Origin of the sequence: Mesorhizobium sp. M1A.F.Ca.ET.072.01.1.1 (assembly GCF_004023325.1) — a bacterium.
Lineage (GTDB): Bacteria > Pseudomonadota > Alphaproteobacteria > Rhizobiales > Rhizobiaceae > Mesorhizobium.
Map to the genome: position 1 here is coordinate 1 of NZ_RZSF01000183.1, position 13,204 is coordinate 13,204.

General features: G+C 64.3%; 15 protein-coding genes and 1 pseudogene. 11 read left to right on the forward strand and 5 right to left on the reverse strand.

The annotated features are described in order from the left end of the window. Both EOA32_RS22705 and EOA32_RS22710 read left to right on the forward strand, forming a co-directional pair. Positions 1-594, forward strand: a pseudogene (locus EOA32_RS22705) (ABC transporter substrate-binding protein); the annotation flags it as partial. Beyond that, positions 594-1,610, forward strand: a complete 1,017-nt coding sequence (locus tag EOA32_RS22710) for a P1 family peptidase (protein ID WP_128372941.1) — start codon at positions 594-596, stop codon at positions 1,608-1,610. The pseudogene EOA32_RS22705 and the gene EOA32_RS22710, both read left to right, overlap by 1 nt. Positions 1,611-1,625: 15 nt before the next feature. Here the strand turns inward: EOA32_RS22710 and EOA32_RS22715 are convergent, their stop codons facing one another. Further along, positions 1,626-1,883 carry a DUF2171 domain-containing protein gene (locus EOA32_RS22715; RefSeq protein WP_066995318.1) on the reverse strand — a complete coding sequence of 86 codons (258 nt, stop codon included), beginning with the start codon at positions 1,881-1,883 and terminating at the stop codon, positions 1,626-1,628. Positions 1,884-2,102: 219 nt separating this feature from the next. Here EOA32_RS22715 and EOA32_RS22720 point away from each other — a divergent pair, with 219 nt between their 5' ends. Together EOA32_RS22720 and purB are read left to right on the forward strand one after the other, a co-directional pair. Continuing rightward, positions 2,103-2,591, forward strand: a complete 489-nt coding sequence (locus tag EOA32_RS22720; protein WP_245299596.1) for a hypothetical protein — start codon at positions 2,103-2,105, stop codon at positions 2,589-2,591. A 60-nt stretch (positions 2,592-2,651) separates the two neighbouring features. Further along, entirely contained in the window at positions 2,652-3,959 is a 1,308-nt protein-coding gene (gene purB, locus EOA32_RS22725; RefSeq protein WP_066995184.1) for an adenylosuccinate lyase, read from the forward strand. 39 nt (positions 3,960-3,998) lie between these two features. Here the strand turns inward: purB and EOA32_RS22730 are convergent, their stop codons facing one another. Continuing rightward, positions 3,999-4,811, reverse strand: a complete 813-nt coding sequence (locus EOA32_RS22730; RefSeq protein WP_128372942.1) for a VOC family protein — start codon at positions 4,809-4,811, stop codon at positions 3,999-4,001. Between the two features lie 198 nt (positions 4,812-5,009). Between EOA32_RS22730 and EOA32_RS22735 the strand changes: the two genes are divergently transcribed. Beyond that, positions 5,010-5,567 carry an alpha/beta hydrolase gene (locus tag EOA32_RS22735; RefSeq protein ID WP_128372943.1) on the forward strand — a complete coding sequence of 186 codons (558 nt, stop codon included), beginning with the start codon at positions 5,010-5,012 and terminating at the stop codon, positions 5,565-5,567. Positions 5,568-5,579: 12 nt separating this feature from the next. On the opposite strand, the gene EOA32_RS22740 is transcribed toward EOA32_RS22735, so the two are convergent. Continuing rightward, positions 5,580-6,353, reverse strand: a complete 774-nt coding sequence (locus tag EOA32_RS22740; protein WP_095779612.1) for an HpcH/HpaI aldolase/citrate lyase family protein — start codon at positions 6,351-6,353, stop codon at positions 5,580-5,582. 99 nt (positions 6,354-6,452) lie between these two features. Continuing rightward, positions 6,453-6,773 (reverse strand): DUF1476 domain-containing protein, encoded by a 321-nt coding sequence (locus EOA32_RS22745; RefSeq protein ID WP_128372944.1) that lies wholly within the window; start codon positions 6,771-6,773, stop codon positions 6,453-6,455. Positions 6,774-7,049: 276 nt separating this feature from the next. On the opposite strand from EOA32_RS22745, the gene purC reads away from it, so the two are divergent. From purC to EOA32_RS22765, 4 genes are all read left to right on the forward strand, one after another. Then, positions 7,050-7,844 (forward strand): phosphoribosylaminoimidazolesuccinocarboxamide synthase, encoded by a 795-nt coding sequence (purC, locus tag EOA32_RS22750; RefSeq protein ID WP_040969563.1) that lies wholly within the window; start codon positions 7,050-7,052, stop codon positions 7,842-7,844. Positions 7,845-7,911: 67 nt separating this feature from the next. Further along, entirely contained in the window at positions 7,912-8,151 is a 240-nt protein-coding gene (gene purS / locus EOA32_RS22755; protein WP_066995172.1) for a phosphoribosylformylglycinamidine synthase subunit PurS, read from the forward strand. Positions 8,152-8,261: 110 nt separating this feature from the next. Then, positions 8,262-8,930, forward strand: coding sequence for a phosphoribosylformylglycinamidine synthase subunit PurQ (gene purQ / locus EOA32_RS22760; RefSeq protein ID WP_067328327.1), 669 nt, complete (start codon positions 8,262-8,264; stop codon positions 8,928-8,930). A 55-nt stretch (positions 8,931-8,985) separates the two neighbouring features. Further along, a complete protein-coding gene (locus EOA32_RS22765; RefSeq protein WP_128372945.1) occupies positions 8,986-9,396 on the forward strand; it encodes a hypothetical protein in 411 nt (136 codons plus the stop codon). Between the two features lie 156 nt (positions 9,397-9,552). Here the strand turns inward: EOA32_RS22765 and EOA32_RS22770 are convergent, their stop codons facing one another. Beyond that, entirely contained in the window at positions 9,553-9,795 is a 243-nt protein-coding gene (locus tag EOA32_RS22770; RefSeq protein ID WP_128372949.1) for a DUF1127 domain-containing protein, read from the reverse strand. Between the two features lie 94 nt (positions 9,796-9,889). Between EOA32_RS22770 and EOA32_RS22775 the strand changes: the two genes are divergently transcribed. Together EOA32_RS22775 and purL are read left to right on the forward strand one after the other, a co-directional pair. Then, on the forward strand, positions 9,890-11,299 hold the full coding sequence (locus EOA32_RS22775; RefSeq protein ID WP_128372946.1) for a PLP-dependent aminotransferase family protein: 1,410 nt from the start codon (positions 9,890-9,892) through the stop codon (positions 11,297-11,299). Positions 11,300-11,454: 155 nt separating this feature from the next. After that, positions 11,455-13,204: phosphoribosylformylglycinamidine synthase subunit PurL (purL, locus tag EOA32_RS22780; RefSeq protein ID WP_128372947.1), on the forward strand; the 1,750-nt coding region annotated here is incomplete at its 3' end.

Here is a 13,204-nt window from a genome sequence, read left to right on the forward strand (position 1 = left end):
GATGACGGCACCATCTATGGCCGAGAGATCGCAGAGACTTTCCGCGCGGCCGCCGAGCAGGCGGCGCTGAAACCGGTCTTCGTCGACACGTTCCGGCCGCAGCTCGACAACCAGATCGGGCTGATCGGCCGCCTGAAGAAAGCGGGGGCTACGAAAGTGTTTGCCGGCGGCGACGGCGACGACATCGCCATCATGGGGCGCGACGCTGCCTCGCTCAATGCCGGCATCACCTTCGCCGGCGGCGAGACGCTGCGCACGCCACCCGGCGATGTGCCCTATGCGGCCGGCACACTGATGATCGCGTTGCCGGAGTGGTCAGAAGTCGCGGACCCCAAGGTCGTGCAGGCCTTTGGCGAAAGGAAGATCGTGACCGACGGCTACACGCTGCCGGCTTATGCCGCGGTGGAAGTCGCCAAGGCGGCAGCGGTCGACGCAGAAAGCTCCGGCAAGCCGCTCGCCAAGACGCTGACCGACCATGATTTCGCGACCGCTATCGGTACCGTCCGCTTCGACGAAAAGGGTGATCTCAGCCAAAACCCATTCCGCGCCTTCCGCTTCGACGGCTCCCATTTCGTGCCGCTGGAGGAAAACTGATGTTCCGCACCGGTCCACGCAACCTGATCACCGACGTCGCCGGACTCACCGTCGGCAATGCCGCCGACGCCAGGCTGAAATCCGGCGTCACGGTAGTGCTTTGCGAGGAGCCGGCGGTGGCCGGAGTCCAGGTGCTGGGTGGCGCACCGGGCACGCGTGAGACCGACCTGCTCGAGCCGCAAAACTCGATCGCGACCATTCACGCAGTCGTGCTGTCCGGCGGCTCGGCCTTCGGCCTCGATGCCGCGGCCGGCGTCCAGGCGGCGCTGCGGGAGAAAAACATCGGCGTCGAGGTGGGTGGTTTTCGCGTGCCGATCGTGCCGGCCGCGATCCTCTTCGACCTGCGCAATGGCGGCGACAAGGATTGGGGCCGCTACCCGCCCTATCGCGAGCTTGGCTACGAGGCGGCTCAGGCGACAACGACCGATTTCCCGCTCGGTACGGTCGGCGCCGGTACCGGCGCGCTGACTTCCGGTCTGAAGGGCGGGCTGGGTTCGGCCTCGACGATGCTCGACAGCGGCGTCACCATCGGCGCGCTCGCCGCCGTCAACCCGACTGGTTCGGTGACGGTCGGACGCAGCCGCCATTTCTGGGCCGCTCCCTTCGAGATCGGCGATGAATTCGGCGGCTTGGGTTATCCCGACCCGATACCGGAAGACGCCAGGAAGATACTCTTGAAGTACCGCGACGGGCGCGCAGGGGAACCGCCAGAGGGCGCCAGCACGACGATTGCCGTCATTGCGACCGATGCCGTGCTTTCCAAGTCGGCCGCCAAACGGCTGGCGATTTCGGCGCATGACGGATTTGCCCGCGCCATCTGGCCGACGCACACACCGGCCGACGGCGATCTCGTCTTTGCGCTCGCGACCGGCAGGAGCGGCATCGAACTCAGCGCCGATGCAGCGATCGATCTCTATGCCGCAGCGGGGTCTACAATGGCCCGCGCCGTCAGCCGCGGCGTCCACGCGGCGAGGCCGGCCGACGGCGATCTCTTTCCGGTCTGGTCGTCCCGCTAGAGTTCTGGACGTCGGTCAGGTCGGGTCGGACTTCTCTTCCTCGAACGTCACCGCGACGTCCGAATTCGCCGAGAGCCAGACCTTCTTTCCTTCGATCTCCGCGACCAGAGCCAGCGGAACGTAATGGTGGTGGCCTTTGTGCGAGCCCATGCCGCTGTCGGCCTTGGTCAGCTTGATGCGCTGCCCCTCGACCTTGTCGACGGTGCCGACATGGACGCCATCGGCGCCGACTACTTCCATATGCTCGCGTATCTTACTGACATCGACGGTCATGCTGGTCCCTCCGGTGGGTGGCCGCGCGTCCCTGTCGGGCGCCCACAATAACAAACGGCCGCCGGATTGGATGCATCGAGCGGCACGTCTTGTTCACCATGGCGTGATAGCCATGACGCCAATGAGACAGGGAGCGTTGCCACCAGGCAAGCCGAACCGCTTTTCGCCGCGGAACGCGGCCCAGTGACCGTAACCTCGCTGCAGCCGGCCTCCTTGCGTCTGCGCCTGGCAAACCGCCTGCGCGACGCTCTGCCCTCGGCAGGCACGGCAATTGTCGGCGCCTTGTTGTGGGGGCCTGCGATGGCGGCGAGCGCTTTCCTCAATCTGTACTATTGGGAGACGCCGGACAGCGCCCGCTTCGTCGTGCTGCTGTATGCGCTCGGCGGCGCGCTTGCTTTTCCGGTCGGGCTGACGTTCGCCGCGCTGGTATCGCGCGGCCGCCACTGGGAAACCGCGCTCGCCGCAGCTTTCGTATGCCTGCTCGGCGCGACGCTCGCTTTCACCGGCGGGCTGTTTGCCCTGCAATACCGTTCTTACTACGCCGAGTGGCACGCGCCGGCCTTCACGCGGACCTGGGCGTCTGAGTTCGTGTTCACGATCCTCGCTGCGCTCTACCAGTTCGTCGTCCTTGGCATCCGGCTCTATTTTCCGTTCGGCTTTGCCGCACTTGCCGCCGCCAGCATCTGGTTTGCACGCCGGCGGCGTTGAGCATTAAGCCGGCCTCTGTTAGGACGCGGCCAAAGCTTCTCCCAGCAGGACTAAGAAACCATGATCCCTCGCTATTCCCGGCCGGAAATGGTCGCCATCTGGTCGCCCGAAACCCGGTTCCGCATCTGGTTCGAGATCGAGGCTTATGCCTGCGATGCGCTGGCCGAGCTCGGCGTCATCCCGATGGAAGCCGCCAAGACCATTTGGGAAAAGGGCGGCGCGGCCAAATTCGACGTCGATAAGATTGACGAGATCGAGCGCGTCACCAAGCATGACGTGATTGCATTCCTGACCCATCTCGCCGAATTCGTCGGACCGGACGCCCGCTTCATTCACCAGGGCATGACCTCGTCGGACGTGCTCGACACCTGCCTTGCGGTCCAATTGACTCGCGCCAGCGACATTCTGCTTGCCGACATTGACGCGCTGCTTGTGGCCCTGAAGCGCCGCGCCTTCGAGCACAAGGATACCATCACCATCGGCCGCAGCCACGGCATCCATGCCGAGCCGACCACCTTCGGCGTCAAGCTGGCGCTGGCCTATGCCGAATTCTCGCGTTGCCGCGAGCGGTTGCTGCACGCGCGCGAAGACATCGCCACCTGCGCCATCTCGGGCGCGGTCGGCACCTTCGCCAACATCGATCCCTACGTCGAAGAGCATGTGGCGAAGAAACTCGGCCTGAAGCCGGAACCGGTCTCGACTCAGGTCATCCCGCGCGACCGCCATGCGATGTTCTTCGCTACGCTCGGCGTGATCGCCTCGTCGGTCGAGCGCCTGGCCGTCGAGATCCGGCATCTGCAGCGCACCGAGGTGCTGGAAGCGGAAGAATATTTCTCGCCGGGACAAAAGGGCTCGTCGGCGATGCCGCACAAGCGCAATCCGGTGCTGACCGAGAATCTCACCGGCCTTGCCCGCATGGTCCGCTCCTACGCCATGCCGGCCATGGAGGATGTGGCGCTGTGGCACGAGCGCGATATCTCGCACTCCTCGGTGGAGCGCATGATCGGACCGGACGCGACGGTGACGCTCGACTTCGCCTTGGCACGCCTGACCGGCGTCGTCGATAAGCTGCTCGTTTACCCCGAGAACATGGAGAAGAACCTCAACAAGTTCCGCGGCCTGGTCCACTCGCAGCGCGTGTTGCTGGCGTTGACGCAGGCTGGCGTGTCACGCGAGGATGCCTATCGCCTGGTGCAGCGCAACGCCATGAAGGTATGGGAGCAAGGCGCTGATTTCCTTGAGGAGCTGCTTGCCGACAAGGACGTGACAGCGGCACTGCCCGAGGCCGAGATCCGCGAGAAGTTCGACCTCGGTTATCACACCAAGCATGTCGACACGATCTTCAAGCGGGTGTTTGGAGAGGCTTGAGTCCGAGTGAAAGCGCCCGCTAGCGTGGCGCAGCCCTAGTCAAGCCTTGCCAGGCACCGTCCTGATCACCGTGCCCCAGGGATCTTCACGCGTCGTCTCGGCCTTCACGTTATCCGAGCGCATTTCGACCCAGGCGAGGCCCGAGCGAGAGGGATCGCGGCGGCCGGCGCCGGCGCTGCGCCAGGAATTGGCACCGATATGGTGGTGGTAGTGGCCGGAGGACAGGAACACCGCCTGACCGCCATATTTGGCGACCGTGTCGAAGCCGAATTCGTCATGCCACCACGCTTCGGCGTCTTCCGGACGCCCGACGCGCAGGTGGACATGGCCGACAATGGTGTTTTCCGGCGCTCCCTGCCAGCCGGCATCACCGACGGGCACGCTGGCGACGACCGCGGGGAGGTTCAGCCGCTCGGTCGACATTGCGATCTTGTCGCCGTTCCATTTCCAATCCTGCGGACGGCGATCGGCGTAGATCTCGATGCCGTTGCCTTCAGGGTCGGTGAGGTAGAGCGCCTCGCTGACCAGATGGTCCGAGGCGCCTTCGATGCCGATCCGCTTGGCGGCGGCATGGCTGATCCACCGGCCGAGATCGGCGCGCGACGGCAGCAGGAACGCAGTATGGAACAGGCCGGCGCTGCGTGGGTCGTCAGGCTTCGCCGAGGCATCCTGCTCCAGCACCAGCAGCGGGCGTCCCGCGGCACCGAGGGTGATCGCGCCATCGGCGCGGTTCAACTCCTGCAGGCCGACGACGGCGCGATAATAGGCGGCAAGGTTTTCGGCATCGCGCGCCTTCAACCCGACACGCGCGACGCTGACCGGGGTGGTCGCGGCAAAAGGCAGTTCGCTCATCACACTCTCCGTTCGGGCGCCGATCTCACGATGGGCAGTCGCGCCGACGTTTATTAGTCATTCCTGTTCCCCCTCCAGATCGTTCATCACCATCGTTCACACAAGGTTGAAAGAATCGAACACGTTGTTCACCTTTGTGATGCCACTGCATCCCACCGGCCGGTTGCATCAGACAGGGGCGCTCGCTACATCGGCGCCATGAAAGTCAAGGACGCCGATATTCTCATCATACCGGGCTACACCAATTCCGGGCCCGAGCACTGGCAGACCCGGTGGCAATCGAAATTGTCGACGGCGCGCCGGGTCGAGCAGGCCGAGTGGGCGAAACCCGTGCGCGAGGACTGGACGGCAAGCGTAGCGAAAGCTGTCAACGAGGCCGAGCGGCCGGTAGTCATCGTCGCGCATTCGCTGGGTGTGGCGGCGGCGGTGCAGGCGATCCCGCAATTCCAGAAGCCGGTCGCGGGCGCCTTCTTCGTGGCGCCGCCTGATGTCGCCAATCCGGAGATCAGGCCGAGGCACCTGATGACCTTCGGGCCCTATTCGCGCGAGCCCCTGCCCTTTCCGTCGATCGTGATCGCCAGCCGCAACGACCCGTTCTGCGCCTTTGAGGTTGCCGAGGACATCGCCGCCGCCTGGGGTTCGCTGTTCATCGACGCCGGCGACGCCGGCCATCTCAACCAGGACGCGGGCTTCGGCCCCTGGCCGGAGGGATCGATGACTTTCGCCAAGTTCCTGACGGAATTGAAGGAGCCTTGAAACGCCGGCGCCTCAGGCGCCGATCGAATCCCGCATGCTCTTCAGCAGCGTCCTGGCGCCGAGCGAGATCAGCGTGTGGTCAGAGCCCATGGCGAGCAGGCGGTAGCCCATCGACACGACGCGGCCGGCAACGGCCGGCTCGATGACATAGATCGCGGCGTGCTTGCCGGCCTTGCGCGTCCGCTCGGCGATCGAGGCGACCGTCTCCATCATGCTTTCCAACGTCGAATTGACGGTGGTGCCGTTCGACCAGGCGATCGAGAAATCCGACGGCCCGACGAAAATGCCATCGATGCCGGGCGTCTCGAGGATCCCATCCAGCGCCTCGAACGCCGCACGCGTCTCGACCATGGCAAAGGCCATGGTGCGCTGGTTCGAGTCGCGCAGCCACTCGGCATGGTCACCCTTCCCATGGCGCGGGAAGGCATAGGTCGGGCCCCAGGAACGCTCGCCCATCGGCGGATACTTCATCGCTGCGGCGAACTGCCTGGCGTCGTCCACGGAATTGACCATCGGCGCGATCACCGCCTCGGCGCCGAAATCGAGCGCCCGGCTCGCCATGTCGAAGCGCCCGACCGGGATGCGCACCAGCGCCGGCTTATTGGCGGCAAGCACCGGCACCAGGCCCCGCAGCACGCTGTCCTCGTGGTGGCCGCCATGCTGCATGTCGAGGGTAACGGCATCAAAGCCCTGCTTGGCGATGATTTCTACCGTCAGCGCGTCCGGCACGCCGGACCAGGCGGTGAACAGCGTTTCGTCGGCGGCCAGGCGGGACTTGAGCGACATCGGAACTTCCTTGGTAACGTCCGCAGTCTCAGCCGGAAACGGCGGCAAGGCAAAGAAAACCGCCCGGCTGAGCCGGGCGGTCGATTGGTCCAACAATTTTTACGTGTTCTTGACCTGCTCGATCGCCTGCGCCATCAGCTCGTCCATGGTGCGGCGGATCTGATGGTCCGACTGGTTGACGCCCGCGGCGTCGAAGTCGTCGCGGATCTTGCGGAAGACGTCATGGTCGCCGGCCTCCTCGATGTCGGAGACGACTACCGCTTTGGCATAGGCCTCGGCATCGGCTCCGCTCTTGCCCAGCTTTTCGGCGGCCCACAGGCCGAGCGCTCTGTTGCGGCGCGCCGAGGCCTTGAAGCGGAGCTCCTCGTCGAAGACGAATTTGCGCTCGAAGCCCTCTTCGCGGTCTTTCATGCTGCTCATGCGTCCCTCCGATCAAATCGATTCGCTTGGCTATGAATATGTGTGCTTACCCAGCACAAACCAAAAGGTCGCGGGCCGGTCAATATGCAACGTCCCATGCTGCGCTGCGGCATTTCGGTTCCGAAAGCGGTTGATCGGCTGGATTTGCCGATTGAGCAAACATTACGATTGCTATAGACACCGGCATTGAACGCACCCGTCGCCACAACTAATTTAGGCAGACGGACAGGTACTCGGTCGCTTGCCGCCTGCCCGCCAATCCAGAGAAAAAATCAGATGAAAAATCGCCGCCGCATTTACGAAGGCAAGGCCAAGATCCTCTATGAAGGACCTGAGCCCGGGACGCTGATCCAGTTCTTCAAGGATGACGCCACCGCCTTCAACAAGAAGAAACATGAGGTGGTCGACGGCAAGGGCGTGCTCAACAACCGCATCTCCGAGCACATTTTCAATCACCTCAATCGTATGGGCATCCCGACCCATTTCATCCGCCGGCTGAACATGCGCGAGCAGCTGATCAAGGAAGTCGAGATCATCCCGCTCGAGGTGGTGGTGCGCAACGTCGCCGCCGGCTCGCTGGCAAAGCGCCTGGGCATCGAGGAAGGCACGGTTCTGCCGCGCTCGATCATCGAATTCTACTACAAGGCCGATGCGCTGGACGACCCGATGGTGTCGGAAGAGCACATCACCGCCTTCGGCTGGGCCAGCCCGCAGGAGATCGACGACATCATGGCGCTGGCTATCCGCGTCAATGACTTCCTCTCCGGCCTGTTTCTGGGCGTCGGCATCCAGCTTGTCGACTTCAAAATCGAGTGCGGCCGCCTGTTCGAGGGCGACATGATGCGCATCGTCGTCGCCGACGAGATCTCGCCGGACTCCTGCCGGCTGTGGGACGTCGCCACTCAGGACAAGCTCGACAAGGACCGCTTTCGCCGCGACATGGGCGGGCTGGTCGAGGCCTACCAGGAAGTTGCCCGCCGCCTCGGCATCATGAACGAGAACGAGCCGCCGCGCCCGACAGGCCCGGTGCTCGTTGCCTCTTCCGAGCCCTCGAAGAGCACGAAGCACTGACTGCCAGCGCGGGCCTGCCGGAAACGGCGTGCCTGCCCCCCGCACTACCGATCACTCAGGAGTATCGATGAAAGCCCGCGTCACCGTCACCCTCAAGAACGGAGTTCTCGACCCGCAGGGCAAGGCGATCGAGCACGCCCTCTCAGGACTGGGCTTCGACGGCGTCGGCCAGGTGCGGCAGGGCAAGGTCTTCGACATCGAGCTCACCGGAACCGACAAAGCCAAGGCCGAAGCCGACCTCAAGGCCATGTGCGACAAGCTTCTGGCGAACACGGTGATTGAGAATTATAGTGTGGCTATTACCTGAGGTTGCAGCGCAGAGGTTATGCCTGAAGCCACCAGCGATTTGATGTACAGGCTCCTGTAGCGCGTGCATCACCAGCGAACTCGCCGAAAACCAGAGGCCCTACGACCCAAATGAAATCAGCCGTCGTCCTCCTGCCTGGGCTCAACCGTGACCGCGACATGATCGCGGCTCTGACCAAGATTTCCGGTCAGGCGCCGGCGACCGTCTGGCAAACCGACACCGAAATCCCGGACGTCGACCTGATCGCCATTCCCGGCGGCTTCTCCTTCGGCGACTACCTGCGCTGCGGGGCGATCGCCGCGCGCATGCCGGTGATGCGGGCAGTGGCCGAAAAGGCGGCCAAGGGCGTGATGGTGATCGGCGTCTGCAACGGCTTCCAGATCCTGGTCGAGGCGGGGCTGCTGCCCGGCGCCCTGATGCGCAACGCCTCGCTGAAATTCGTCTGCCGGCACGTGAAGCTCGAGATCGCCAACGCCAACACGATGTTCACCCGCGGCTATCAGCCCGGCCAGATCATTCGCTCACCGGTCGCTCATCACGACGGCAACTATTTCGCCGACGCCGAAACGCTGGCGCGCCTCGAAGGCGAAGGCCAGGTGGTGTTCCGCTATGCCGAAGGCACCAATCCCAACGGCTCGATCAACGACATCGCCGGCATCGTCAGCGAGAAGGGCAATGTGCTCGGTCTGATGCCGCACCCGGAGAACCTGATCGAGGCGGCACACGGCGGCAGCGACGGCCGGGCGCTGTTCGAAGGCGCGCTTGGCATCGCCGCTTGATCCTCTCAGACGATTCCTTCAGACCATTCTTTCAGACCAACGGGGCGGCCTGACCATGAGACTGACGATTGCTCGCCTTGCTCTCCTGGCCGCCGCCGGATTTGCGCTCGCCTCTTGCCAGTCCGGCTCGAAGACCACGCCGCCCCCCTCTGGCAAGAGCGCTTCCCTGCTTGCCATGGAGCAGGTCGCCATCGCCGCTCACAAGTGCTGGATCGCCAGCAAGGACCCGGCCTTCAAGCCCTATCAGATGGCCAACGAGCTCAACTCCTACAGCGGCACGCCGCGCTTCCTGCTGGTGCCCGCCAAGCACTATGGCGGTAAGCCGCTGCTGGTCGTGCAAGCACAAGGCAATTCCCGCAAAGTGGACGTGTTCGGGCCGTTGATGGCCGAACCGCTGGGCGCGCGTATAGGCTCCGACATCGCGCGCTGGCAGGCCGGCAATCCATCCTGCGCCGCTGCCGCGTGACTCGGCCGTAGGCCAATTCCTGCAAATGCAAGATTGACGGTCGGTTTTCGCGCTCGTCAATCAAGATACCGTCGAAGCTCTGTTCGCGGTCGATGTATGCCCAAACCGCGCAGCGATTTGATATGCATCGCAACAATCAAGGGCGTCGCGACGCGCTTAGCCCCAGAACGGCCTGATACCTTCGCGATGGGCGTCGCAGCGCGAAATGCCGATGTCCTTGAGCTGCTCGTCGGTCATCTCCAAGAGCGCAAGGCGTCCGCGACGGCGTTCCAGCATTCGGTCGATTTGCCTGGCGATGGCACGAAGCACGAATACGACCGGGTCAACGAACCCGCGGCGCTCCGACGGGCGGCCGTGCAACTCGGCGCTGTCATAACGGAATGTATCAATTGTATTCATCTTGCGATCAGCCAATTCTATCAATTGTACCCTAGTTACCCGCGTTTTCATATCGATTGACTCGTCTCGCGATGCAATATAAAAAATTGTCACCATGACAAATTGGCTCCCAGACCTCGCTTCCGGTTCCGGCCCTCTCTATCAGCGCCTTGCTGACAGCATTGAGTCAGATATCGACAAGGGCGTCATCGATGCGGGTGCAAAACTGCCGCCGCAGCGCGACCTCGCCTACGACATTGGCACTACGGTCGGCACGGTCGGCCGGGCCTATCAGTTGCTGCGCGAGCGCGGGCTGGTGAGTGGGGAGGTCGGGCGCGGCACCTATGTGCTCGCGCAACGCGCGGAGAGCCCCAAGCCCGAGCTGCAGCCCGCCGCGCTCGGAACGCGGCTCATCGACGCGCCGAGCGGCAAGCTGCGCTTCGACAGCACCGCCGCCCCCGATGTCGGGCAAGGCGCACTGATTGCCGAACTGCTGGCGCGGACGGCGGAGGAGCACCCTCACGACATTTCAAGCTATACCAGGGATTTCCCCGAGCGCTGGTTCGAGGCCGGCGGCCTTTGGCTCAAGCGCAATTCCTTCCACCCCTCGCCCGATTCGATCGTGCCGACACTTGGCACCCATGCGGCGGTGATGGCGGCGATCGCGGCGCTCACCACGCCTGGCGACACGATCGTCTTCGAGCATCTGACCTATTCGCAGATCTCGCGCAGCGCCGGTCTGATCGGGCGCCGTACCGCGCTGGTGTCGGCGGACGATGAAGGTCTCGATCCCGACGATCTCGAACGCGTCTGCGCCCAGAAACACCCGAAGATGATGTTCGTGATGCCGACGGCGAAGAACCCGACGCTGGTGACGCTGTCGGCGGAGCGGCGCCAGGCGATCGCGCGCATAGCGCGCGAGTACAATGTCGTCCTGATCGAGGATGATCTCTATGGCGAATTGACCGACGATCCGACGCCCCTGCTCGCCGAATACGCCCCTGAGCGCACGATCGTCGCCGGCGGCCTGTCGAAGTCGGTAGCGGCCGGCGTGCGCGGGGGCTGGCTGTCCTGCCCGCCCGCCTACCGCCACCGCATCCGCGTGGCGCACAAGATGATGACCGGCGGGCTGCCCTTTCTGCTGGCGGAGGTCGGAACAAGGCTGGTGATGTCCGGCCAGGCCAGCGATATCCGCAAGCGCTGCATTGCAGAGATCCAAGCTCGTCTCCATGTCGTGCGCGAGACGCTGGCTGGCTTTGACTTCAAGGCACGGGACAATGTGCCCTTCGTCTGGCTCACCTTGCCGGATCCTTGGCTCTCGGGCACCTTCAAGAATGCCTGCCTGGCGCAGGGCTTGCTCATCGACGACGAGGACGAGTTCAAGGCCGGTCGTTCCGAGCAAGTCTTCCACGGCGTCCGCTTCGGTGTTTCGCAACCCCGGCAAAGCAAGGATGTCGCCGGTGGCGTCGCGGTCATCCGCCGCCTGCTCGACGAGGGCCGCGCCGGCTACGACAGTTTTTCCTGACCTGTCCTTTCCTAAGCGCCTCGCGCTACCGGCCGGTGCCGGCGCAGCGGTTTTCCGGCGTTTTCGTCGTGCTTTGGGGGTGTATCGCTCGAAAGCTTGCGATAAGAGGAGACTCAGAAAAAGCCCCCCTCTTCCACGGATACCAATCGCCGCTCATGACCATATCCAATTCCGTGCCGATCACCCCCGAGCTCGTGGCCGCGCATGGGCTGAAGCCCGACGAATACCAGCGCATCCTCGATCTGGTTGGCCGCGAGCCGAGCTTCACCGAGCTCGGCATCTTCTCGGCGATGTGGAACGAGCACTGCTCCTACAAGTCTTCCAAGAAATGGCTGCGCACGCTGCCCACCAGCGGCCCGCAGGTTATCCAGGGGCCCGGCGAGAATGCCGGCGTGGTCGACATCGGCGACGGCGACTGCGTCGTCTTCAAGATGGAGAGCCACAACCACCCCTCCTATATCGAGCCCTATCAGGGAGCCGCGACCGGCGTCGGCGGCATCCTGCGCGATGTCTTCACCATGGGCGCGCGACCGGTTGCGGCGATGAACGCGTTGCGCTTCGGCGCGCCTGACCATCCCAAGACCCGGCACCTGGTTGCTGGAGTCGTTTCCGGTGTCGGCGGCTACGGCAATTCCTTCGGCGTGCCGACCGTCGGCGGCGAGGTCAATTTCGACGCCCGCTACAACGGCAACATCTTGGTCAACGCCTTCGCGGCCGGCCTCGCCAAAACCAACGCCATCTTCTTGTCGCAGGCCAAGGGCGTCGGCCTGCCGGTCGTCTATCTCGGCGCCAAGACCGGGCGCGACGGCGTCGGCGGCGCCACCATGGCCTCGGCCGAGTTCGACGACAAGATCGAGGAGAAGCGGCCGACCGTACAGGTTGGCGACCCTTTCACCGAAAAGTGCCTGCTGGAGGCCTGCCTCGAGCTGATGGCGTCGGGCGCGGTCATCGCCATCCAGGACATGGGCGCCGCCGGCCTGACCTGCTCGGCGGTCGAGATGGGCGCCAAGGGCGATCTCGGCATCGAGCTCGACCTCGACAAGGTGCCGGTGCGCGAGGAGCGCATGAGCGCCTACGAGATGATGCTGTCGGAAAGCCAGGAGCGCATGTTGATGGTGCTGCGCCCCGAGAAAGAGGAGGAAGCCGAGGCGATCTTCCGCAAATGGGGCCTCGACTTCGCCATCGTCGGGACGACCACCAACGACCTGCGCTTCCGCGTGCTGCACCACGGCGACGAGGTCACCAACCTGCCGATCAAGGAACTGGGCGACCAGGCGCCGGAATATGACCGCCCCTGGGTCGAAACGAAGAAGCCGGCGCCGCTTGCAGCGAATGACGCGCCCAAGGCCGACGTCGCTGACGCGTTGCTCAAGATGCTGGGCGGACCGGACCTCTCTTCGCGCCGCTGGGTGTGGGAGCAGTATGACACGCTGATCCAGGGCAATTCGCTGCAGCTCCCAGGCGGCGATGCCGGCGTGGTGCGCGTCGAAGGCCATCCAACCAAGGCGCTCGCCTTCTCTTCCGACGTCACGCCGCGCTATTGCGAGGCCGACCCGTATGAGGGCGGCAAGCAGGCCGTCGCCGAATGCTGGCGCAACCTGACGGCAACGGGCGCCCTGCCGCTTGCCGCCACCGACAATCTCAATTTCGGCAATCCGGAGCGGCCGGAGATCATGGGCCAGTTTGTCGGAGCGGTTAAGGGTATCGGCGACGCTTGTCGCGCGCTCGGCTTCCCGATCGTCTCCGGCAATGTCTCGCTCTACAACGAAACCAATGGCCGCGGCATCCTGCCGACGCCGACCATCGGCGGCGTCGGGCTGATCGCCGATTGGTCGAAGATGGCCCGCGTCGGCTTTGCCGCCGAGGGCCAGATGATCGTGCTGGTCGGCGCGCCGCCGACATGGG